The organism is SAR324 cluster bacterium (genome assembly GCA_015232315.1).
Classification (GTDB): Bacteria; SAR324; SAR324; order SAR324; family NAC60-12; genus JADFZZ01.
Window position 1 is genome coordinate 291,185 of sequence record JADFZZ010000004.1, and the last position, 24,079, is coordinate 315,263.

Sequence of the window (24,079 nt, forward strand, 5' to 3'; positions counted from 1 at the left end):
GATGTTCAGGTTCCCTATAAACTTTTCCAGGCCTTTTTAGCCGGAAAAAGTCTAATTTCTAAAAAATGGAATTCAAAGGAATAAAATATTGTCAGAAAATTAGATGCAGTTCTGTGAACAATAGTTTGAGATTAGCCGCGGTGTTTTCAGAAGGCCCGCTATAGTTGCGATATCCCGTGCGTATCTGGAAGAATTGGGTCAGAAATGGTTCATAAGCAATGCTCATTCGGGCTTCAGTGTCGTCTTCTTCATTAATATTCGGATCATGAAAATCATAAGTCAGCTTTAGATTCGCGCCTTTATACAGCATCACATTCAATTCCAGAAAACCTACCTGTTTTTCCAGTTTTGGAGAGCCATCCTGATCTTCCTCAATTTTGTCAACTTGTGCCAGACCCGTCAACCGGCCCGCATTGAATCCGGCGAAAATGTTCATGACATGTTTGGAAGATTCAGATTTTTTAACAGATTGTGAAAATCCGATCATTCCGGGTTCTCCAATCATATATCCATAAAAACTGGTTTGCTTGTCAATTTCCGTTCCACCATTGGTTACGGCGAGACTGAAAGAAAAGGGTCCCGGTTCCACACCAACTTCAAAACCTTCATCCGATAACCCGTAAGTGAATCCTGAAACGGCGCGAACATAGGCGTCATCATCCTGTAACCTGAAACCGGAAGGTAAAAACATACGTCCGACTTTCAGATACGCGTCATATTCTGTTCCACGAAACATCGCGAAGTTTTCACGGATGTTGGCAACATCCGACTGATCAACATAGAGAAACGCCTGATCAGGAATAAAATCTATCCGGTAATACAGTAATGTTTTGCTTAATTTAAAACCGTGAGTCTTATCCTGCCCAGGTTCTTCAAGATATCTAAGTTCTGCACGGATATCACCCCCGATAGAGAAAAAATCATTCACATTCCCGTTATACAAGTTTTGTTGGGGCGGTATTTCTTCAGGTTGCTCTTCTTTCTTCTTTTTCTGAGCGGAACTTAATTCTTCCTCAACAGGCTCGGTCTGATCTCCGGGAGAAGCCCATTGAACAAAATATTGAGGCAATCGGGTCTGAACATAAATATTGCCGAAATCGGTTCTTTTGCCGCCACCGGTGATGTTGACATGGCATTTGGAACATTTATAACCTTCTCTGATGGCGATATAGGGTTCAGCCCACAAGATGCTACAAAAATAGATGTTAACAGCACTGATAATCAGGAGAGAGACCTTCAGTTTCATTCTTTACCTCATAAAAATAGTTATCTCAGTTCCATGGTATTCCATGCACTCATTTCCTTATTTTCAAGACTCTGATACTGGATCATCAATCTGGAAATGAAATCATCCAGAATTTGCAATGGAAGACGGTCAAGTATTTGGCGCTCCGCATCAATAACGCCCCTGGAATCAAACGTTCGAAGATCGCGCAGATCTGCGCTGAGGCCCGTGGATATGTGTGTCAAAGGCCTGTATTCTTCATAAAGATCTGCTTTGAGACTGCTCATAACGGGGATTGACGATTTGTTCAACCGGTCTTTAGTGCGTGTCACATCTCTAAGCCAATATTTAAAATATTCATTTCGATAGGCCAGATACAAAGGCAGTCCCTGGTGCCCCAGCATCACATGAATTAAATCCGAATATTGATTCATGATTTGATGATAGGGTTTGCTATTATCATGAAACAACAAATCTGTTTTGTGAAAACTCAGCATTGACAGATTCCTGGGGGAAAGCTTTCGATTGGAATACTGTGGGAGGTTGGGTGGAATTAATTGAATTATCAGATGATTTAACGCATCCAACATGGATTTTAACGCATTTCCAACTTGTTGATGCATCTGTTCTGAAACAAAAATGTGCGGAGTTTGTGTCAGTTGTTCAACCGCAAGATTGGTAGAACTGATTTTTTTCAATAATTTACGAAACGTTTGCTCCTTATGTTGTGTTCCTCCTTTAAACAATTTTTTGATAAAATCCAGAAAACCCGTTACTGTTGAAAAAAACGAATATTGATGCGCGACGACTCTTCTGGCATCGTCTGACATGGATTGAAAAGATTCATCCAATTTTCTGCAAAGCTGGATTGAAGCGTTACTGCTTTCTGTATCCAGTCCTATCCCTGTTTTCTGGATAGACTGAATCACTTCATGAATCTTCCCGGAAGATGGAAGGTCACGTGTTTTGGAAACAGGATGGCTTTCAGTGGTAAATCTAAGATTTTGAAGCATATCACGCACTCAGCTTATTAAATACTAATTCAATATAATCATGATTTTATGTATGGATGGCATTAATCTGCAACAAAAATGCCATGATTTTTTTAATGACATCATGCCATGTTTGAGAATTATGAGGGAAACATAAACGCCGAAAAATCGGCTTTAACCATTACAGGCGGATGTCCTGAAGATTGGCGGGCGGGGTTTCAATATGAAAAACCGGATGTCAGCCGAAAAACCGGCACAATAGACGACTTGTCGGCGATAATGAAGAATTATGCTCTGAAAGTGCCTGTTCCGCAGGCATAAAAGTAAATATTTGTCCTCAAGCTATCTCATGCGAGAGATAAATATCTCAATATTTCTACAAGTTAAAAACAGACTCCATTTTTAAGGTCAGGTAATTGCAGTAAAAATAGTAGTTGTTTCATAACTCGACAGTGGTAAGTTCTCAGCTTTCAGTTCTCAGTTTTTTAACCGATTGAAATTATTTTTATTTTTATATAAGCATAAAACTTTCTTTGAAAGTTAGATATTTATAAAACTTTTAATTTCAATGATTTACTAAAAGCTGATAGCTGATAACTTACAACTCTTGAGTTTCATAAGACAACTACTATTTTTCTAAAAAGCAGCGATTGATGATATTCTGTAAAGTGCCTTATCCTTATTGGAGCGTGATTATGAATACAAAATTGAATATTTTAGTTTTAACGCTATTGGGTAGTCTAATAATTGGTTGTGAACAAAAAAATGGCGAAACAGCATTGACACTGTCAGATTTACAATCAGATAAAGATAAATTGAGCTACAGTTTGGGCTATACCATTGGTGACAGTTATAACCGTCAAAAAATGGATGTTTCCTTGAATATCGTCATTCAAGGCATCAAAGATGGACAGAACGGTGCCTCCCTGATGCCACCGCGAGAAATTCAGCAAACTATCCAGAATTACTATTTGAATAAGTCAAAAGATTCGGCTCAAACTGCCCTCGCTCCCCAAAACGCCTTCAATACTAAAGATCTTCGTGAAAAAAATCTGAAGGAAGGTCAGGCTTATCTCGAAAGCAACAAAACAAAAGAAGGGGTTGTCGTATTGCCCAATGGTCTGCAATATCTGGAATTGAGACAGGGAACAGGAGAATCACCCTCCGCGACAGATCAGATCACAGTTCATTATCAGGGACAATTGCTCAATGGAAAAATAATTGACTCCTCCTATCAAAGAGGAACACCATTGAAAATGAGACTGGATCAGGGCATTGAAGGTTGGCAAGCAGGACTCAAGTTGATGAAAGCCGGAGCCAAATGGAGATTATTTATTCCTTCTGCTCTGGCCTATGGTGAAAAAGGTATTGGGCATGGGAATATGATTGAACCCAATTCCACACTGATCTTCGATATTGAATTGATCTCGGTTGATAAAAATGAAAACCATTAAAACAATATCGTCTACCTGAAATAAATTTTGGTATAAAGCAGGACTTATGAAAAATCTGACTGTTATTCAGAAATTTTCACTGTTATTTTTGGTGACCCTGATTCTGTTTGGGATTCTGTCGATCGGGGTGCTCAACTATGTGGTTGAAACCAATATGGTCAGACATGCTCAATTTGCTTTGGCCAGGTCCATTTCCCTGCACATCAAGACAGAATTTCGCAAGGAAGAGTTGTTTCTGAATGGTGGTTCTACTTCAGAAAAAATCTCGATAAAGATGAAACATTTCATGCTTGATCATAATGTGGATCGAGTGAAAGTCTGGAGTCGTGACAGTGTCATTCTCTGGTCAGATCAGTCTGATTTGATCGGACAGGCTTTTCCGGATAACGATGAACTTGAGGAAGCACTGGCGGGAGAGATTGTTGCTGAAATGAAGCATCCGGAAAAAACTGAACATGTCCATGAAACAGAATATGTGAAAATCATCGAATTGTATGTCCCGATACAATTTGACTCAATAAATGTCGATTTTGTTTTTGAAGTCTATCAGGATGTCGGTTATTTGTTTGATGAAATCGCGTTGACTCAAAAAATTATATGGTCCTCAATCATTGTCGGTTTTTCAATCATTTATATGATTTTTTTCCCATTGATGTGGCAAACTTCAAAACGACTCCGTCAACAAACGGAGCAGATTGTCAAATCAGAACAAAAATACCGTAGTCTGTTTGAACTTGGAGGTGATGCGGTCATTATCAGCCAGCTTTCCGGCAAAATCATCGAAACCAATCAAGTGTGTTCCCAACTGTTGGGATACTCTCATGAAGAGCTTTCCGTCATGAATATTTTCGATTTAATCGACGAAAAAAAACGTGCTGAGTATCAAAATAAAATTAAAGATATCGTCGCAAACCAACCGTTGATCCAGGAACACCGTTTTTCAGGAAAAGCCGGAGAAATACTGGATGTGGAAATCAGCAGTCACCTGATTGAGCATGAGGAACAGAAGGTATTACAGAGCTTTATTCGAGATATCCGGGAACGTAAAAACGCTGAAAACACCGCAAAAATGTATATGCGCCAGCAATCGCTGATCGCGACACTTGGCGGGGAAGCTCTTTCTGGCACAAAACCTGATGACCTTATTTCAATGGCGACCAAATATGTTTTAACTGGACTTGATGTGGATTGTTGCTGGGTTCTAAGGCCACATCCCGTGGATAATGAAACTTTTCGGATGTCTGTCGGTGCTGGTTTCGTCTGCTCAAAAAATGAGTTGATACATGTGCAGAACTCCATGGCGCAATACACGCTGAAAGAAAAAACTGTCGTTATTTCAGACAATATCCAGACAGACCCCCGCTTTAATACAAATTCCACGTTGTGTCATAAAATGATTGGGGGCATCAGTGTTCCTATTTATGGAAGGGAGAATAATCCTTATGGGGTGTTGTGTGTATGCACAGGAAACCCCAATCGAAAATTCACCGAATTTGATACATTTTTCGTGTTTTCGGTCGCAAACCTTCTGGCTACGGCTATCGCCAGAAAACAGGCTGAAAATGATAGTCTCATGAATGAAAGAATCGCATCCTACCATGAGCGACAGTCAAGAATCGGTGTGATTGTGGCAGGGGTGGCTCATACCATGCGCAATCCCGTGCATGGAGCGATCAATTGTCTCGATATTCTGAAGCGGAGACTGAATGGCGAGGATCAGGATTCACAGGAAATTTTTGAAATGGTCATTGAAGCTCTGGATCGTATAGAAAGAATCACTCAGCGTCTGCTACTGTTCTCTCGAGAATCAGTTACAGAGAAATCCATGATAAACATTGTCGATAATGTAGAAGATGTTCTGGCTTCAGGCCTCCAGAAAGACGCTACACAAAAACAGATCCTCATTCATATTGAGTCTCCAGAAGTGCCCTCAGTGTACCTTGACCCCAAATATTTCAAGGAGATTCTCCATCATTTGCTGGAAAACGCGGTCGAAGCCTGCCTGGAAGGTGACAAAATTCATATCCGGTTTGCGTTGGATCTAAACAAAAATCTCTTCACTATTTTTGTAGAAGACACGGGAAAAGGTATCTCACCAGAGGATCTATCCAAGGTCACGGAACCTTTCTATACTACAAAATCCATTGCGGATGGTAGTGGTTTGGGGTTGGCCATTGTTCAGCAAATAGTTGAAGAACAGGGAGGCACACTGAATATTCAGAGTATTTTAGGTGAAGGGACAACCGTGATAGTGGTTATTCCTGTTTCTTTTGATAAAAATTAAAGTAAGCGTTCAGTCGTCAGCTATCAGTTTTCAATAATTCTCAAGGCATGGCAACCAAACGATATTTTCTGCTATGGAGTCATAATGCTTCTGAAGCGCATAAACACTGAACGCTTACAAATTAAATGTTGGTTCCATAAAGTGTCAATTCCGCTCCACAACTTGAAAAAGGGATTATGTATCAGGAAGAACAACTCAGAAGTTTTGGTGATATCGTCATGAGATTGATCCGTCGGGAAAATCTTTCTCGTCAAGAAGCCCGTGAAGGTTGGATGCATATCATCCAGAACACACAACCTGACCTGCAACAGGGAGCTTTCATGGCGGCTCTTGTTGCCAAAGGGGAGACGTTTGAGGAAGTTGCGGGAAGTTGGGATGCCATTTATGAATTTGATACCAACAAAGTCGATCTGAGTCATATTGATCCATTGGTTGAAAATTGCGGAACCGGAATGGATACACTGAAAACGTTCAATATCAGCACAGGGGCTTCTATCATTGCGGCGGCTAATGGTGTTTCCATGGCAAAGCATGGAGCCAGATCCATTACATCCAAATGCGGCACGGTTGATGTTCTGGAACATCTGGGCGTTGATGTTGAATGTGATCTCAATTGTGTCAAACACAGCATTGAACAGGCCGGGATAGGCATTTTCAACGGTATGAGCGCCAAAGTCCACCCCTCGGCATTAGGACGGATTCTGTCCCAGATCCGTTTTGGTTCGACGCTTAATATCTCTGGTTCTCTCGCTCATCCTGCCAACCCCCGTTATGCGCTTCGCGGAGTGTTTTCTCCTACAATTCTGAATCATACCATTGAAACCATGAGAGAGATCGGATACAGAAAAGCCATGGTCGTTTACGGATGGAATGACAAAAAAACCAAGGGTATAGACGAAATCTCGACTTTTGGAATCACAGAAGTTCGTGAACTTCATGAAAATGGAGCCATAGAATCCTATGAAATCACTCCGGAAGATTTTGGTATCAAACGACCTTCGTTTGACAAGATCGCATCCACCGGAACAGTGATCGGGGATGCGCAGGAATTATTAAAAACACTGCTGGGGCGAGCCAGTAACGCAAAACGCAATATTATGTGCCTGAACGCGGCTCCAATCATATATATCGCTGGAAAAGCCAAAGATCTCAAACAGGGGTATCAAATGGCACAGGAAACTCTGGCAAGAGGACTTGCTGTTGAAAAACTTCAGGAATGGGTATTGACCCAGACCAGAAATCGCATGAAAAGCGAAGAACAATTCCATGCAACCCTGGGTGAGATTCAGATCCCGATGTAAAGCATATCTCGCCACGATTCCATCAAAATGGGATATTGCGCTGATCAATATCCCGATGGATCAATCCTCATTTTATCCTGTATTTCTGACGAAATCCCGGTGACAACTGACGAAATCTCGTCATCCCCCAAGGAGTACAACCGCAAGATTTACTAACATAGTGAATAATTAAACACTTGTTTTTGTTGTGTAATAATTTTTGTTTCAGTGTAGCACGGATAAGGCATGAGGCGTGAAGGAGGAATATCAGACTTTGTAACCAATTAAACATTCGAGAGGTGATCATGAAAACAGATATCAAACTATTCCTGGTTATTCTGATAATGATTATTTCAGTGGTTTCATGTTCTGATATCGAAGGAACAGGCATGAAGAAAAACTCAAAAAGTGCCACAACAGGGATGGAAACCACTACGACAGAAACCAATATTGAGACAACAAAGGATAAGGAACCTATCAGCGGAATATCATGGGAAAAAATATATGCGGCGTTTCTTTCAAAAAACTGTGTGAGTTGTCACAATGACGCATCACCAGCATCAGGTCTTTCATGGACTCTGGAAAGTTATGACGCGATCGTGACTGCTCAGCGGAAAAGCTCAACCACGGAAGACCTGATTGTAAAACCTTTTGATCCGGAAAACAGTTTTGTCATTAAAAAACTCAAAGGTCTGGATGGTGTTTCAAGGATGCCTCTTGGTGGTCCTTATCTGGAAGAGGTGGCAATTCAATACTTTGAAATGTGGATTGCTGACGGCGCCTTGAGAGAATCAGCGCTTCCCACGGAATTACAGGCAGAGGATACACCATTGAGTGATGAAACCGCCGCTGGCGTAGTGGCTCCATCCATAGCCGCGGAACCTACTTGGGATTACATTACAAAATATGTGTTGGGACCGGGTTGTCAGATGTGTCATTCTAACAGTTTCAATTACAAAAACCTATCCTGGTCTGCTGATCGATATGATGACATTGTGGCCAGAGGAAGAAGAAGCTCGGAAGTCTCAGAATTAAAAATTGTCGAGCCTTTCAATAAAGATAAAAGTTATTTGTATCTCAAGCTGATCGGCAGCGACATCAAGGGTAGTAAAATGCCCGGATTGGGAATTGCGCTGCCCGGCAGTGAAATCGAAAACATCGGCAAATGGATTGATAACGGCGCTTTGCCTTCTGTGGAATATGTTTCATGGGATGCCATTGAACAATCCATTCTACGCAATAACTGCTCTGGATGCCATAATAAGAATCTGAAAAATGGAGACCTGAATCTCGACTTTAACAGTTATAAAGAAATTGTGACCAATGGAAAGAAAAGTTCTTCAGGAATAAAAATTGTTGAAGTTGGAAACAAGGAACAGAGTATGTTGTATAAAAAAATTAAAGGTGAAGCAGGGAAACGCATGCCTTTGGGGTCGGCCTTGTCAGATGAAAGCATCAATCTGATAGGTACATGGATTGATAATGGCGCGAAAAAACTGAAAGTAACGGATTCATCCGGATCGCTTTCTGGTATTGAAATCCCGAAAGATGTGGAAGCAACAATAGAAATCAATTCTCAATTGTTCGTATGGAGTGATATTCAAAAAGAAATATTTCAAAAACGTTGTGTTGTTTGTCATAACGCGACAACACCTGCCTCAAAGCTGAGTTGGACGGCAGATCAATATGAAACAGTGCTTTATAAACAAAGTGCTACGGGCGAACTTTTGATCAAGCGTGGAGATGGTATCTCGAGTTACCTTGTTAAAAAACTCAAAGGCATGGGGTCTGGAAACCGGATGCCATTAGGAGGACCCTATTTAACTGAAGACGAACTCAATAAGATCGTTCTTTGGATTGATAGCGGTGCCAACGAATAAACATGAATTCATCTTCAGGGATGATTCTATTATCATCCCTGTTTCTCACATATCGTCAATACCTGACATGCCTTTATTTCCCCTAAATTCCCCAAAAAATACCAGGATCGAATTATCTATAGTTCTCCAGAAAAATATCCAGCAAGTATTCCCCCTTTTTCTAAAGTGATTCAGGTGGATGTTGCCGAATAATTTTTATGGAATACGATAAAACCCTGTCTGAACAAACTCTGAAAGAGCCCTTGACTCATCCAAAGGTAATTTATCGTGTCGAGATCTTGGAATCAGTCGAAACCCATGGATTTCTTGTTTTCGATTCAAAATGACACATTTGCTTTTTTGATAAACTGACCAAAATTTTGATTTATCCTCACGAAGCAAAATATATCCTTGATTATCCATATCCATTTTTTTTAACTATCAGGATAACCATCTCAATGAATTCAAAGGCTACCCACTTAACCGGGACAATATTTATTTAATTTGGGATTTTCGATAAGTCAGTTGTTGATTTTGAGGAAAGCATGGTTTTACCAGATTGCAATCAAGTTGAGTATGATATTTAAAAAATTAAACTTTATAAGTGCTAAGGAATTTGTGACACCCAGGTATTCATTCCTGGTGATTGTCGGAACCACCTTTCTGGCTGAGGCTCTGGTCATGATCATGTTCAGATTCTGGCCGCCAGCACCCTGGATGGAAGTCTTCATTGACGCATGTATTCTATCAATAGTAATGTGGGGGTGTCTTCATTATTTCCTTATCAGACCTCTTGATAATCATCTCATCCATTATAAAAATCTGGTTGAACAACTGAGCAAGCGTGACGCATTGGCCAGATCCCTGGATTATACCGGTGACGGGTTGATGATCACAGATCTGAATGAAATAATTATTTACGCGAATCCATCCCTTGAATCCATGACCGGTTACAGCGCACAGGAATTACTTGGAAAAACATCCCGCATGCTCAACAGTGATCGGCAAAATACTGAAATCTATCAGGATCTCCTGAAAACGGTTTCAGGTGGCCAATGCTGGAGGAATGAAACGATATCCCAACGGAAAAATGGTTCTCGATTTTATGCGGATGTCACTGTTTCACCTGTGTTCAATCAGTCGGGGGATATCACACATTTTTCCACCATCATGCGGGATGTTACGGAAAAACATGAAATGGAAGCCCGTCTGCTTGCAGCTCAGAAGTTGGAAGTTATTGGTATCCTTTCTGCTGGAGTGGCTCATAATTTCAACAATCTGCTGAATATCATTGCCGGTGCCATTGCTATCATGTCAGAGGAACCCAACCATTCCGAACGTGATGTAAAAATGCTGGATCTCGTCCAGAAAACGGTGACACGTGGATCCAGACTGGTTAAACAGATCATGGTATTAGGCGGTACAACAAAAAATTTGATGGTGATCAACCTGTCAGAATACCTGCGACAGGAAGCTGACAGGCTCAGCATGATCATTCCAAAATCAGTTCAATTGAAAGTCAATATCCAGACCGAAAACATTTTTATCAAAATGGATTCCGGGCAAATTTCTGAAATTCTGCTGAATCTTTGCCTTAACGCTGTTCATGCCATGGACACAACAGGAGGAACGCTTGAAATTATTCTCCAGGGCATGCCGCAAACCAGTCAGGATTTTGGTGATAACGATCCTGCCTGGAAATACGGTCAACTCCAATGCGCGCGTTTGAGTTTGAGTGATACCGGATGCGGAATACCTCCTGAAACGCTAAATAGAATTTTTGAGCCTTTTTTTACCACAAAAGAAACCGGGAATGGCTCTGGTCTGGGGCTTTCGGTCGTTCAGGGACTGATCGAGGCTAATAAAGGACAAATCTCTGTCAGCAGCGAGGTTGGTAAGGGAACCACGTTTGACCTTTATTTTCCTACGACCAGTGAACTTCCTTTGAAAAATATGGAGCGTTCAGAAGACATGGTAAGATCGCCTATCCTTACAGCCATACAGGCCCAGTCATTGTTTGAGAATAAAACTGTGGCTCCTTCAGATGTTTTATCAATGGAATCTTCACATCAATCCCCTGAAACGGTGTTGGGAATTGAGCAGATCCATCCTGAAAAACGCTACGTACTGATAGCGGAGGATGAACCCGTTCTCATCGAAATATATAAAGCTATGCTGAAAAAAAAAGGAGTTCCTGTGATCGTGTGTGGAGACGGAGAGAAAGCGTTTCAAACCTGGAAGGATAATCCCGAGAAATTTTCCCTGGTTATTACGGATTATGCCATGCCCAACATGAATGGTGCCCAACTGGCAATAAACCTTCATCAACATGCGCCGGATCTGCCTATTCTCATGGTTACAGGCTATGGTGACGCATTCAGTCAAAAAGAACTGGATGCTTGGGGAATCCGTGAATGTTTGTCCAAACCCGTCAATTTTAAAATGCTCATTGATCTGATTCGTCAATATCAGGAGCAATAAGGTCCATCGACACAGTGTTCCATAAATCTGGGTTCATAAATCAATTATATGAACCATACGATCCTTCAAACAATACACTTGAATCAATTTTTAGATTTTCCTCGCCGAAATTTCGTCCAGATCTGCCGGTTAATAGGCAGCCTCCAGTTTCATCATTCCCCTTATTTATTGTCATCTGAAAACATAAAAAGTACGACTTGTTTCTCAAGCAGGCTTTTGCCTGTTTGAGCCATGATCCATGCAGTTTGCAGAGACTCAAAGACAACGGCATTAAGGATCGTTGATGAGTGTTTTTAACCCTGTGATGCAAGCTCATAAATCACAATAAATCTATTGAAAAATTATCTGGAATTATCTGGAATTTTTATAAAAATTAAAATTAATTACTGATTAATATCAGCATGTTATTCATGTGTTTTTTTTAATTTAAAAAAGTGGCCAGCTAGTTGCAGAAAGGTATCCGAAACCAAAATCATGGTGATTTAGGAATAAACCTAACTTTAGGAGGAATATGAGAGTGATAACCTTTATGAAATGGCTATCAATGATTGTCATGGCAAGTATGCTGTTTGCGGCTTGCAGTGAGTTGAATCCAACAGATAAAAATTCAGCACAAAGTGAAAATAAAATAACAGCGGCTGTCGAAAAATCCGCTGAAGAAGCCACTGAAGTTGATGTTACGATTCAATTAACCATGCCAGGTTCGGCAGTATCTAAATTGGCACGAGCTGGGTTCGCTGATGTGACCTCTGTCAAAGTCAGTGTAAAACAGGGTTCTACCTTTAGAGTGGAAAATCAGGAATTCACTAAAAATGGTAACACTTGGGAAGGTACCCTAGCCAAAATGCCAGTGGGAATCGAACTGAGTTTTATCGCCAAAGCCTATAACGGAACAACAGAAGTATTCAACGGCATGACCGTGACTACTTTGGCTGCGAGCGTGACATCTGTTTCAATCACCCTGGCCACCTCTGAAGGAACCAAGACGGTCAAGTTCCCCAAAGTTGAACAAATCAGTCGTACGGCTGCTGGTGTCGAATCCGGAAATACCAGTCAGATCAACTTCTTTCTTTCCGGTTCATTTGGAGAAGCACTGCAATGGGACATCCTGGGAACAGCCGGAAGTTTTACCCCGAGTTCAGGGACTGTAACACTTGAAGGCACCAGCGCCAAACTGGTTGTTGATTTTACAGCGCCTACCACAGCCGGTGTTTATACCCATTCATTCCGTTTGACCAACACTCAGGGAAATTCAATCAAAGTTGTGTTTAACACTACCATTATTGGTTTAGGTGACGCGAATGTTTCCTTGTACTTCAATCCTTCAATTGAAAATCTGGCATCCCAGCGAGTTGGTGACAATATCATCCTGGAAGCGACTGTGACTGATGACAAAGCGTTGAGCAACCTGAATTACAGTTGGACTTTCAGTGGCGACGCAACCCGCTTTGCCAATCCAACCGTGAATCCCGCTCAACTGACTGGTTATACCACCAATGATGCCGGAATGATTGAACTGGTTGTGACAGATGCCGATGGTGGAAGCTCCACTCTGCAATATAACCTGTCCAAAGAACAATTCCCCAATGATGATGTGCTGGTTGTGGATATTGGCAAGGAAACCATTGGCAAAGGCGGCGGACCTTACACCAACGAATCATGGGCCTCCATGCAGACAAAAATCTTCTCCACATGTACCGGATGTCATGGTGGCGGAAGCCCAACCATGGGACTTTCATGGGAAGCGACCAAGTATGACGAAGTTGTAACCGCTGGTAAAATGTCGACTGCCGGAATTCCGTATATCGCTCCCGGAAATCCTGATGGAAGTTACGCTGTACAAAAAATTGAAGGTGCCGGTGCGAATTACGGTGGTTCCAGAATGCCATTGGGCGGCCCAAACGTATCTGATGCTAATGTCGCTCTGCTGAGAGAGTGGATCCTGGCCGGTGCCAATTTTGAAGCAAAACCAGAACCTGCTGGACCAACCACTTCAGAAACCTGGACAACCATGCAAACCGATGTGTTTTCAAAATGTACCGGATGTCATGGTGGCGGAAGCCCAACCATGGGACTTTCATGGGAAGCCAGCAAATATGATGAAGTTGTTACCAACGCAAAGGTTTCTACAGCCGGAATTCCATACATCGCAGTGGGTGATGTCGCTTCTTCCTACCTGATTCAGAAACTTGAAGGTGCTGGTCCAAATTTCAGCGGTTCAAAAATGCCTCTAGGTGGCTCAATTGATCAAGCGACCATTGATCGTGTCAAAGAATGGATTGCCGCAGGCGCTCCTCAATAATTGATCAACAAGAGAGATACCCTCGGGTATCTCTCCTTTTTACCTTTAGTGTCAAATATTCAATCAACAGGTTTGTTACTTCAGCCAAGAGGACTTATGAAAATGGGACTTATAGGAATTGTACTCATGTCATTCATGATGATTTCTTGTGCGGATATTTATGAGCCGAATGAACTTACGCGTACTTTGGACGTGATTCCAAATACAGAAGATTCCGGCACAGTTCAGAAAAAAGAATTTGTAGACATCAGTGTTAAAATTAATTTGATTCAGGGCATGAATCGAAATGCTCGAAGTTTTTCAGATGTGACAAATGTCAAAGTGAGTGTCAAGGATGGTTCCACTTTCAGAATTGAAAACCAGGCTTTCACAAAAAATAACAATGTCTGGGAAGGAACTCTGGCACAGATTCCAGTTCTCAAAGAACTGACTTTTATAACCAGCGCGACAGATGCTTCAGGAAATGAATTGTTCAATAGTTCAACCAATTACACTCTACAATCAGAATCAAGCAGCATCAGTCTCTCGCTTAAAATGAGTAATGACGGCGATACCTACAAGTTGCCCAAAATTGAGCAAATCAGCCGTCCAACCACAATTCCTGCTGGTACAACCAAACCCGTCAATTTTTATGTATCAGGCACTTTCAATGAAACCCTGACATGGACAATTGAAAGTCAAACAGGCACGTTTTCATCAACGACTGGAACGATCACACTGGAAGGAACGCTGGGACTTGTATCCCTGCAATTTCAATCACCAGAAACGATTGGGGCGTTTCAGCACAGTATCCGTGTTGTTAACAGTGACGGCAACGCGATCAAAGCGATGTTTGATACGTCGATCGTTGACACCTGGAAAACAATCCAGTCTAGTATCTTTGGTACCTGTGTGAGTTGCCATAACAACACCACAGACGCATCGGGGAATGGTCTCAGTTTTGCGCTGGATCGCTATACAACACTGGTCAATAATCGGCAGATTTCATCAAGAGCGTTGCCATACATTGATTCCAGAAAGAGCAAAAATTCTTACGTCATTCAAAAATTACAGGGAAGCGGAAGTTTATACACAGGCGCTCGAATGCCGAAAAATGGGCCATACCTTTCAGCCGCTCAGATTACACGATTGACAGACTGGATTAATGCAGGAGCGATTGATGTAAATGGCGATGCGGCGGCTCCTAACAATTACCCAGTGGGTTCCTGGATGTATGTTCAATCAAAAGTATTTCAAATATGTACTGCGTGCCATACCGATAATGCTATTTTCCCGGTTGCCAATCCAGTGGATGGCGGTTTTTTTAACAGCAAACCCAAAGGTATTTCCTTTGACCCTGACAAGTATTTCAGTGTCGTGAATGACTCAACAGTCAGGCCTTATGAACCCAATAACAGTAAGGCATGGACACGTGTTATTGAGACCGATGTGGACAAAAGAATGCCCTATGGGATGCCCGCATTAAGTGCTGAACAGAAACAGATCATGAAAGACTGGATCAACGCTGGCGCAAAGAAAAAATAACAGGGGTCACATAACGCCGGAAGACATGGTCAGGATTTCATGAATTTCTCTGGCCAGTTTTTCAAAATTAACAGGTTTCATAAAAAATTTCCGGATTCCTGTTTTGAGGATGGCTGTTTCATCAATCATGTCGCTGTATCCGGTCAACAAAATTATCGGGATATTCTGTCTTATTTTGAGTAGTTGTATGCTGAGCCGGATTCCATCTGTCATCGGCATGGTTTGATCGGTAAGAACCAGATCAAATTTTTCTGGAAATTGACGAAAATGAGCCAGAGCTTTGTCCGCGTCTGACATGGCTGTTACTTCATAGCCGTAAGCTTCCAGCGACACTTTAAACATTCTGGCGATAGATTCTTCATCATCAATCATTAATAATCTTCCATCCCCGTGAGGATGCTCTGATTCGGACGATTCATAAGTCAGGACGGGAACCTCGCAGGCTGGAAAATACATGCTGATGGTTGTACCGGAGCCGGGCACGCTGTCCACCTTGATTGCTCCACCATGGCGTTTGATAATCCCGTGAACAATGGATAACCCCAGGCCACTGCCTTTGCCAACTTCTTTGGTGGTGAAAAAAGGCTCAAAAATGTGTTCCATAACATCCGGTACTATCCCGGATCCGGTATCCCCCACTTTTAACACTACGAATTCCCCCACACCCAGTCCGGCATGATCCTGTGAATCGTGAGAAATCGTGATTTTTTGGAGTGTCACAATAATCACACCAATATTCCCGGCAATGGCATGTGCGGAATTGTTGAGCAAATTCAACATGACTTGATGAATCTGGGTGGCATCGCCCATGATATTTCCGCAATCCTCATCAATTGTTTGCAGAATATCGATGGTTTTGGGAAGAGTCGCGCGCATCATCCTGATGGATTCTCTGATGATCGGAGTGATTGGCAACGATTTATGCTCGGTTGAGGCGGGTCTACTGAATGTCAGCAATTGTTCTACCAGATCACGGGCCCGATTTCCCGCCACCCGTATTTCATCCAGACAATCATGAATGAAGTCATCTGAAACCTTTTTCAGTGCGACATGGGTATAACCTGAAATAATCTGGATAATATTGTTGAATTCATGAGCAATTCCTCCAGCCAGTGTTCCAACAGCTTCCAGTTTTTGTGATTGCATCAATTGCTGTTCCAGTGCGAGTTCTTTGGTAATGTCATATTGAACACCTACATAATTGGTGATTTGCCCGATTGAATTTCTGATCGGTGATATCGTCATCACACCTTCGTACAAGGTGCCGTCTTTTCTCTTGTTGGTCAACCGTCGACTCCAGATTTCGCCCTGGCTGATGCTATTCCACATTTCCGCGTAAAAAGAATCATCCTGTTTATGACTTCGGAGAATTCGGGGAGTGCATCCAATCGCTTCATTCGAGGAATACCCCGTCATGCGTTCAAAGGCTGAATTCACATATTCGATGGTTCCTGATGAGTTAGTGATAATTATGGTTTCCGCCGATTGTTGAACTACGGTGCTGAGCAGTGTTTTCTCATGCTCCACCTGTTTTTGAGTGGTGATATTGCGTACCATTACTAAAAGTCTGGAAAATTGATTGGAGGCATCAGTTTCAGGTATCAGATGCAACTCAAAAAACTGTTTTTCAGCGGAAATACAGGGGAACAAAAGTTGAATGATTCGGGGTTTTCCGGAGTCAATGACATCACGGCTATTTTGCTCCCAATACTCGAGTTCAGGACCATCCAATCCGAGTTCTCGATTTGTTTTGCCAATCATCATGTCAGGGGTGAAATGACTGATTGTTTTCACCCTGTCATTGATGTAAATATATCTCATATCTCTGTCAAACCAGGCTATAATATCCGGAAGACTGTTCATCAGTTCCTTAAAACCTGACTCATCCCTGAATTCTTGAGTTTCTATGGATTCTTGTGAACTGAGCGTATTCCGATTTGGATTCATTGTTTTACCTTTCATAATATGTTGGCTATCACTCCATTTCATAGCGGATTTGCGTTTGCCATGCCATAGAATTCAACGACCCACCTCCGGTGGGTGCGAAGCAGAGCTTCTCCTGGTGGATAACCTACCCCACGGGACGTAGGGCACGAGCAAACTTTTACAACTTATTCTTTTGCAATTCCTTTGGGTCAAGAGGACACGGAACTGAGTGGGGGTCTGGTCTAAGACAAATCGAGGAAAACTTTTTTCGGGGAAATTGGAGGCGACGACCGGATTTGAACCGGTGTACGAGGTTTTGCAGACCTCTGCCTGACCGCTCGGCCACATCGCCTTAAGGTAAGTCGGGGAAGATACCCAACCATTTGTATATATTCAAGCAGAAAATCAGATTTTTTAAAACCAGTCCACTTGATACAATTAGGCTTACTTCACCCTGGACCAAAACAGAAAGCCCAAGCCCAGAACGATGCTGAGAAGAGCGAAGAAAGAAATAGCAATTGGGCTGTTAGAACTCAATGCCAGCAGAAAATTGATCAGACTGGGGCCAACAACATGGCCACCGCGTTCCAGAAAAACATAGGTGGCAGAAATTGTTTTTTCACCATAGGTCACGGCTGATGGTGTTTTGGAAATATGTGTCATGACAGGCGCAGCCAGAAGACCATTGGAAATGCCTGCCAGCAACAAGCACAGGATGATCGTGTAGGTGTTGATGTTTGCAATTTCGGTAGAGGCAAGAAAGCCGTTGAACTCAAGCGCCATATTTGAAAGTGAACTGATTCCAGGCAGAATACTGGTGACCGTGTGATCCACACCAATAAAACCCAGAATAAACATTCCAACCCCGCCAATCAAAGCACTTAGAAACAGTACCATTTTAGTATTACCAAGGGCATCAACGGCCTTTGACGCAAAATGGGTCACAATCATTGAAAAAATATAATATAACATGAGAAACTGACCGATGTCTTCAGTGGCAATGCCTTGCTGAGACAGCAAAAGTGGCACCCCGAACATCACCACACCGGCAATAGCAATTTTACCGATCGAACCTACCAGAGCCAACGTTTTTAGAAATTCCATGTCTTTCAAAACTATGATGATGCTTTGGCTGAGCGGAAGAGGTTGTTTTTTTGGAGCTTTTTTAACCTGTGGTTTGTTGCTCATGATTTCTTCAACGTTCGGGACCAAGACCCATAGATAGCCCATAGCCACGAGACTGATCAATGACGAAATCATGAACAGATAATGATAATTCATGTAGGCATACAGCAAAGCTCCGATGGAGGTACCGGCAATGAGTCCCGCGTTACGTCCTGTCACCTTGACAGCGGCTCCCTGAGTTCGTTTATCTGGAGGTGTAACCGCCAGAGTATACGATTGCAAACCAATGAGAAAAAATCCCTGCCCCAGCCCAGAGGCTGCCCGACCAATAGTGAGTACCCAATAATCGCTGGTAGCGGCCACACAGCCCAGACCAATGACTTCAGCCGCGAATCCCCACGCCATGAGTTTTTTGAGATCGCCATTTTCCGCATAATGTCCGGCGGGTATAAGAACCGCAGCAAATATGAGATAAAATATTGTAAAAGGGAGTGAGGCTGAGGCAATGGACGAACCCGAATCAACCGCCATGGATTTTACTAATTGAGGCAGAAAAGAAATGGAAAGGGCATTCACCAGCACAATTAGAAAATACGCGGGTTTAATCAGGGTCAAACCAATTTCAAAATCTGAAAGTGTCTGACTGTTACTTGTATTTGACGATTCCCGGGAAGATTTGGATTTTTCTGCCATGAAGACCAGTGTGGTTCCGGCATCCAGGAATATCAGTGAAAAAAGTCCACAGGCGATCAGTAACACAATGAATGTTTTGGCACTGTCAAGAATCGCGTCTCGCACCACATCTGTCGGAATGGTCACTGCAACCCTGAATTCCTGAGCTGTAGTTCCTTTATCCAAGGCGACATCATAACTGATGGTTCCTTCCGGAGATTGGTATTGGGAGCCAACCTTATCAGGATCCGTATGAAACATGGAGATTCCATCTTTGGTCAGTGCGATGGAACTGATATCAGGGTTATTGGATTTGTAATCGACCATTGATTTATTGATGCCGCCAATATCAGCGATGTCAATCCCCAGTTCAACAATAGCGGATAAACGTTTACCCATGGATGAAGACAAGGCTTGTGTCTTGGAAAGAGCGCCATGTTCATAGACCTGAACAATCACCAGGGCGATGATACCGGACATCAGCATAAAACTTGAAAAATAGGCCCATTTCAACACCGATTTACGATTTCTTTTGACTCCGGGCAACAGTTCATAAACAACCACAAATCCGATAAAAGCCAAAGAGATTAGAATAAAGAAGAGAAACACGGTTTTATATTTTTCACTCAGATATGAGGAAACATCTTCCTTGCGCTCTTCCAGCACCACATAACCAGCCAAACCAAATTTACTTTCGAGATTCTGTACCACCCTGTAAGTGGTTGCGGATTCTTCCACAATCAAGGTTTCATGCCCTAACGCAATACTGCTGGGATAATAAACTCTGGTGGACAATTCCTGTTTCAGTTCAGCATCAGATATGTGACTCTGAGGATTCAAAAAAACTTCTTCTTTTCGAGAATCCCAAATTTTGATGTGTTCAATGTGCGGATCTGATGACAGCAGGGCATCACTCAGGCTGGAAAATCCACTGAATTGCTTTAAGGGCAAACCTGCCTGTAAATAACTGTCAAAACTGTTTTTTATAATTTCGCCCTGAGTGGCCAGTTTTCCAATTTCAAAATAAGGATATTTTCTGTTTGCTTCACCATAGCCAATATAAGTCAACAGTAACATTGTCAGGATCATTATGATTATAATAGGACCACTGAAAATCAAATTTCGGAATTTCATTAAACCTCTTTTCTGATTGAATTCATTGAGCACTTAGGAACGTTCAAAAAATAACAGGGAAAATTTTTGGTTACGAACGTCCCGTTCGTAACCGTTCCATAACCCACCGCATGTGGGTGCGAAGCAGAGCTTCGCCTGAGGGATAACGTGCCCCACGGAACGGAGGGCAAGAACAAACTTATACAACTTGTTCATTTGTTGTTCCTTAGGGTGAGTGGGTGTTCAACAATCATTTGGAATAAACCACTTTTTCTCCAAAATCCCTGACCACCCGTCCTTCATAGTCATAAATAAATGCGGCATTTTCAAAAAAGCTGAAGGGAATTTTTAATCCAATTTTCTGGGCAACCCTGAAATTGATTGCGACATCAGGTGGAGTAACGACCCCAACTTTCAAGTCACCGGGTTTCACTTCTCCTCGCAAAATTCTGATGGCATAGATACTGGCCAGATGGGCATTATTTCTCCGATCGATTCCAATGGCGATCACAGCACTTTTTTCACCATTTTTTACAGCGTTAGGAATGGTTGCCAAAACAGGAACTTTTCCTGAATACTCGGCGATAGTGTCCAGTTCATCAAACACCGCGGTACTGCTGGTAATCCAGAAAATGCTGTTGTTCAACTCAGGATCATTGACTTGCATGGTTCGGATGGCTTCAGGAATGGCTTGTTGTAGCGTTTCCCTGGAGGTGGCCGCATTCTGTACGGTCACATCAATCACATTCAACCCTGCATCCTTCATGACTTTTATAGCTGGCACAACCTCTGTGGCCATAACCTGAACATGATTCTGATCATACATGAGACCAATATTTTTCAAGTCAGGTTTTAGTTCAAACAAATAACTCATCTGAATTTTCAAGGGAACATTGAGAGATGTCATGGCAATGTTGGTGCCACTCCCATTTTCATAATCAGCCATTTGTCCGAGTGGTACCGGATCTTTATTGGTGGAGGTCACCACGGGTAGTTTTCCGCCCTTGTAAAATTCATGGACAAAGTCGGCTGATTCAGAACCCATGGAAAAAATCAGATCGAAGCCTTCCTTTTCAGCAATCGCCAAGGCCTGTTTTCCATGAATCTCTTCTTTCCCCCAATACATGATGGTCACCTGGGCATGAATTCCCTCAATTTTGAGCAATTCGAGCAACTTGGTGGATGCCAGACTGTAACTGCTCGAGTCTTTGGGAACAAGTCCCAGAATTTTTTTGGAAAGTTCTTTATCAGATTTTTTCCATTTCGGATAAATGTTCATTCGGGAAACATCTTCAGGAGGAATTTCGATCTCGTAATTTTCACCAACGCCCGGGGAAATCTTAAGCCATGAAACATCATACACTTTTTCTATTTCTTCCGCATGCGGGAACGATCCTGGCAGAATAAAAAGGAGGAGGAACACACCTAAAGTTTTCAATATGGAAACATTTCTCATAATAGTCACCTGTTCAATGAAGATAGAAGCTGAAAGATATTTCTTTTCCATATACAAAAGCTGGAAACACTAGCAAGTATAAATCTTTGAAAAACTGTGTCGCAAAAGGCATGCCAATATTGATGAAGCTGTACTATAGACTTCAAAAAGTGCGTTACAAAGTTGCAAGAGGGTCTGTGACTTCTCTGAAAATCAATAATTTTTTCAGGAAAACATCCAGGAAAGGCGGAACTTCAAAAAATGAGGACCTTGTTTGAAAACCTGTCAGGTATTCCGTTGATCAAGGTACGCTGACAGGTGCATATAAATGTGTATTTTTCAGTCAAAGCGTGAATACAACGCTGAAATTTCATTCAAATTTTATGGTTCTTGCGAATTGTACAGCCAAATTAAAATAGGAGGTCGCAAGACGATTCAGTTCTACATGAGCCGCCTCCGATTCTGCCGGAGTTTCATGCAGATCAAGCCCTCTTCTCAAGGCGATCAGGGATTGATAGGCCGGCAACATTTTCAGCAATTCTCGATCTTTGGCTTGAGCGATATATCGTTTTATCAGAATCTCTGAGAGCGCTGATTCTCCTTTTTGAACCAGTTCTACTGACAGTGACGCCACATCATTAGCCGCATCCAGCGAACAGACTTTACGATTGATTTCCTGGGGACTGAGAAAATGTATGTCTTGACCACGAATATAAATATGCTCCGGGATGAACGCGCCATGTCCATGAAGGATTCGCCCTTTTTTAATGCGTTTCATGAATAATTTTCGATTTTCTGTAATAAATTTTTCCACAGGATGACGCAGCATATCCAGCAAGGGTTGTGAAACGGAGCTTCCCATATAGCGTTTTAACTGATACAGGGTTTCTTCAAAAAGATTGTAAAAATTTTCGGGTCGGCCAACATCCGCTTCTTTTTCACTAACGGCGCATTGTTCATGAGCGATGGCCAGTTTTTTTGCGATTCTACTGATATAGGTGGGTGTGATTTTTTTCTTTTCGAGAAGAACACTCATCAGATAACGTTCATTCAATTCCATCGTTTTTAGCGCATACTCTACAACTTGTCCCGAGGTCCCATAAGCGTAGTCTTCTCCGTTCTGACAAATTGGAATAACATCAAGATACAGCTCAGGATCAAAAATTTTTCCCAGTCTGAATTCCTCACGGCAATAAGCTTCCTTGACAGCCGTGTTGGCATATTCTGGAGAAGTTTTTTTAATCTTGTAGATCGTTTCACCTGTCTTATACAACCAGGATGAACGTGTTTCAGTGAACTGGATCTTGTGCTTGGCTTCAGGATACAGTTCCTTGGTCATAAGACTTTTGTGAAACACAGGATACCTGGACATGGATTTGGTGGACATACATCCCCTTCTCAAACAATAAATTATTAAATAATTAATGGAAAACGGAAAAATGAAAGACTTAAGAGTTTACTTTGCACAACCTGATGGTTGTCAAACCAGGGGGAACATCATAATTTGCGGCGGATCATGAATTGGGGGTGTTAACACAGTTCCTCATTGTTGAGAAACCCGAAATCAATAATTCTTTGATTCAGGTAAAAAGTCTCTTAAAACCTGGGGGACTATCTCAATAAATTTTCAAAATTGCAAATGTTTTATTGAGACAATACATTGTACTCAATTGGATAAACTATTCTGAAATTCAAGGAGTTTTCGTTATGGTGTTCGTAGAAAAACTATCACTTGTGATTAATTCCTTGGATCCCTTGTCCGTTAAATCAGATTTTTCCCGGGTTTATGTTCCAGATTGTGTCATTGAGGGCAAAACCAGAGTTATTCTTGTTCTTGAATCACCTCACACCCAGGAAGTCAAGCAGGGATTTCCCCTGGCAGGGAACAGCGGTAAGGAAGTGTCAAAATTACTGGATAAACTGATATTTCAGCAGGATAGTCCACTCAACCGACCTGTGGGTGCTTATATTTCTGAAAAATATCCCCTGTTTCAGGGCATTGGCTTGTTGAACATTTGCCCCATTCCCATGCAGACTGTGTGTTATGATCCTGTCTTGCAGGAACGTTATGGTTCATGGCTTCGCTGTTTGGCAATCTTGCGCGGAGCCCCCTCAAGCAAAAAAAGAAAAGATCCTCAGCTTCAAACCCTTGAAACCATGATTCTGGCTGATTTGAAGGAAAGAATTGAACAAGCAGGATCAGAAACGTTATTGATTCCATGTGGAAATGTTGCACGTGCCTTTCTCGATAAAGCTGGTATCCAGACTGAAATGAACCTTGTTCCGCATCCCTCCTTCGGACAATGGTCCCGGGCTGGTAATCTTAAAATTTTACAGAACATGACCGACCAGATTGTGAAGGCGCTCAACTCGCCAGTGAGTGGCGCACACGGGGCAGGATGATACC

At 42.2% G+C, this 24,079-nt stretch carries 15 protein-coding genes and 1 tRNA gene; 9 read left to right on the plus strand and 7 right to left on the minus strand.

Annotated elements, in window-relative coordinates; all coding sequences use genetic code 11:
• Positions 1 to 91: 91 nt before the first annotated feature.
• Together HQM11_05585 and HQM11_05590 are read right to left on the minus strand one after the other, a co-directional pair.
• Positions 92 to 1,246, minus strand: coding sequence for a hypothetical protein (locus HQM11_05585; protein ID MBF0350481.1), 1,155 nt, complete (start codon positions 1,244 to 1,246; stop codon positions 92 to 94).
• A 20-nt stretch (positions 1,247 to 1,266) separates the two neighbouring features.
• On the minus strand, positions 1,267 to 2,238 hold the full coding sequence (locus tag HQM11_05590) for a hypothetical protein (GenBank protein MBF0350482.1): 972 nt from the start codon (positions 2,236 to 2,238) through the stop codon (positions 1,267 to 1,269).
• Between the two features lie 108 nt (positions 2,239 to 2,346).
• Here HQM11_05590 and HQM11_05595 point away from each other — a divergent pair, with 108 nt between their 5' ends.
• The 8 genes from HQM11_05595 to HQM11_05630 all read left to right on the plus strand — a co-directional run bounded on the left by HQM11_05595 (position 2,347) and on the right by HQM11_05630 (position 15,401).
• Positions 2,347 to 2,538, plus strand: coding sequence for a hypothetical protein (locus HQM11_05595; GenBank protein ID MBF0350483.1), 192 nt, complete (start codon positions 2,347 to 2,349; stop codon positions 2,536 to 2,538).
• Positions 2,539 to 2,912: 374 nt separating this feature from the next.
• Positions 2,913 to 3,671: an FKBP-type peptidyl-prolyl cis-trans isomerase gene (locus HQM11_05600; GenBank protein ID MBF0350484.1), complete on the plus strand. Its 759-nt coding sequence runs from the start codon at positions 2,913 to 2,915 to the stop codon at positions 3,669 to 3,671.
• Positions 3,672 to 3,717: 46 nt separating this feature from the next.
• The gene (locus HQM11_05605; protein MBF0350485.1) at positions 3,718 to 5,955 is read left to right on the plus strand and encodes a PAS domain S-box protein; all 2,238 of its coding nucleotides are present in this window, start codon (positions 3,718 to 3,720) and stop codon (positions 5,953 to 5,955) included.
• Positions 5,956 to 6,131: 176 nt separating this feature from the next.
• Positions 6,132 to 7,256 (plus strand): anthranilate phosphoribosyltransferase, encoded by a 1,125-nt coding sequence (trpD, locus tag HQM11_05610; GenBank protein MBF0350486.1) that lies wholly within the window; start codon positions 6,132 to 6,134, stop codon positions 7,254 to 7,256.
• A gap of 284 nt (positions 7,257 to 7,540) precedes the next feature.
• A complete protein-coding gene (locus HQM11_05615) occupies positions 7,541 to 9,115 on the plus strand; it encodes a hypothetical protein (protein ID MBF0350487.1) in 1,575 nt (524 codons plus the stop codon).
• A gap of 597 nt (positions 9,116 to 9,712) precedes the next feature.
• On the plus strand, positions 9,713 to 11,575 hold the full coding sequence (locus HQM11_05620; GenBank protein ID MBF0350488.1) for a PAS domain S-box protein: 1,863 nt from the start codon (positions 9,713 to 9,715) through the stop codon (positions 11,573 to 11,575).
• Positions 11,576 to 12,086: 511 nt separating this feature from the next.
• Complete coding sequence (locus HQM11_05625; GenBank protein ID MBF0350489.1) at positions 12,087 to 13,877, plus strand: hypothetical protein; 1,791 nt, start codon at positions 12,087 to 12,089, stop codon at positions 13,875 to 13,877.
• A gap of 96 nt (positions 13,878 to 13,973) precedes the next feature.
• Positions 13,974 to 15,401: a hypothetical protein gene (locus HQM11_05630; GenBank protein MBF0350490.1), complete on the plus strand. Its 1,428-nt coding sequence runs from the start codon at positions 13,974 to 13,976 to the stop codon at positions 15,399 to 15,401.
• 6 nt (positions 15,402 to 15,407) lie between these two features.
• On the opposite strand, the gene HQM11_05635 is transcribed toward HQM11_05630, so the two are convergent.
• From HQM11_05635 to HQM11_05655, 5 genes are all read right to left on the minus strand, one after another.
• On the minus strand, positions 15,408 to 17,348 hold the full coding sequence (locus HQM11_05635; protein MBF0350491.1) for a PAS domain S-box protein: 1,941 nt from the start codon (positions 17,346 to 17,348) through the stop codon (positions 15,408 to 15,410).
• 257 nt (positions 17,349 to 17,605) lie between these two features.
• A tRNA-Cys gene (locus tag HQM11_05640) sits at positions 17,606 to 17,679 on the minus strand.
• Between the two features lie 92 nt (positions 17,680 to 17,771).
• Positions 17,772 to 20,258 carry an MFS transporter gene (locus HQM11_05645; protein MBF0350492.1) on the minus strand — a complete coding sequence of 829 codons (2,487 nt, stop codon included), beginning with the start codon at positions 20,256 to 20,258 and terminating at the stop codon, positions 17,772 to 17,774.
• Positions 20,259 to 20,487: 229 nt separating this feature from the next.
• Positions 20,488 to 21,693, minus strand: coding sequence for a hypothetical protein (locus tag HQM11_05650; protein ID MBF0350493.1), 1,206 nt, complete (start codon positions 21,691 to 21,693; stop codon positions 20,488 to 20,490).
• 349 nt (positions 21,694 to 22,042) lie between these two features.
• The gene (locus HQM11_05655; protein ID MBF0350494.1) at positions 22,043 to 23,059 is read right to left on the minus strand and encodes a hypothetical protein; all 1,017 of its coding nucleotides are present in this window, start codon (positions 23,057 to 23,059) and stop codon (positions 22,043 to 22,045) included.
• A gap of 320 nt (positions 23,060 to 23,379) precedes the next feature.
• Between HQM11_05655 and HQM11_05660 the strand changes: the two genes are divergently transcribed.
• Positions 23,380 to 24,075: a hypothetical protein gene (locus HQM11_05660; GenBank protein MBF0350495.1), complete on the plus strand. Its 696-nt coding sequence runs from the start codon at positions 23,380 to 23,382 to the stop codon at positions 24,073 to 24,075.
• Positions 24,076 to 24,079: the final 4 nt, after the last annotated feature.

Coding starts and splice junctions, on each gene's coding strand:
- HQM11_05590 (MBF0350482.1), bottom strand. CDS start 2,238: ATGCTTCAAAATCTTAGATTTACCACTGAAAGCCATCCTGTTTCCAAA.
- HQM11_05585 (MBF0350481.1), bottom strand. CDS start 1,246: ATGAAACTGAAGGTCTCTCTCCTGATTATCAGTGCTGTTAACATCTAT.
- HQM11_05595 (MBF0350483.1), top strand. CDS start 2,347: ATGTTTGAGAATTATGAGGGAAACATAAACGCCGAAAAATCGGCTTTA.
- HQM11_05635 (MBF0350491.1), bottom strand. CDS start 17,348: ATGAATCCAAATCGGAATACGCTCAGTTCACAAGAATCCATAGAAACT.
- HQM11_05605 (MBF0350485.1), top strand. CDS start 3,718: ATGAAAAATCTGACTGTTATTCAGAAATTTTCACTGTTATTTTTGGTG.
- HQM11_05625 (MBF0350489.1), top strand. CDS start 12,087: ATGAGAGTGATAACCTTTATGAAATGGCTATCAATGATTGTCATGGCA.
- HQM11_05650 (MBF0350493.1), bottom strand. CDS start 21,693: ATGAGAAATGTTTCCATATTGAAAACTTTAGGTGTGTTCCTCCTCCTT.
- HQM11_05645 (MBF0350492.1), bottom strand. CDS start 20,258: ATGAAATTCCGAAATTTGATTTTCAGTGGTCCTATTATAATCATAATG.
- HQM11_05630 (MBF0350490.1), top strand. CDS start 13,974: ATGAAAATGGGACTTATAGGAATTGTACTCATGTCATTCATGATGATT.
- trpD (MBF0350486.1), top strand. CDS start 6,132: ATGTATCAGGAAGAACAACTCAGAAGTTTTGGTGATATCGTCATGAGA.
- HQM11_05615 (MBF0350487.1), top strand. CDS start 7,541: ATGAAAACAGATATCAAACTATTCCTGGTTATTCTGATAATGATTATT.
- HQM11_05660 (MBF0350495.1), top strand. CDS start 23,380: ATGGTGTTCGTAGAAAAACTATCACTTGTGATTAATTCCTTGGATCCC.
- HQM11_05600 (MBF0350484.1), top strand. CDS start 2,913: ATGAATACAAAATTGAATATTTTAGTTTTAACGCTATTGGGTAGTCTA.
- HQM11_05655 (MBF0350494.1), bottom strand. CDS start 23,059: ATGTCCACCAAATCCATGTCCAGGTATCCTGTGTTTCACAAAAGTCTT.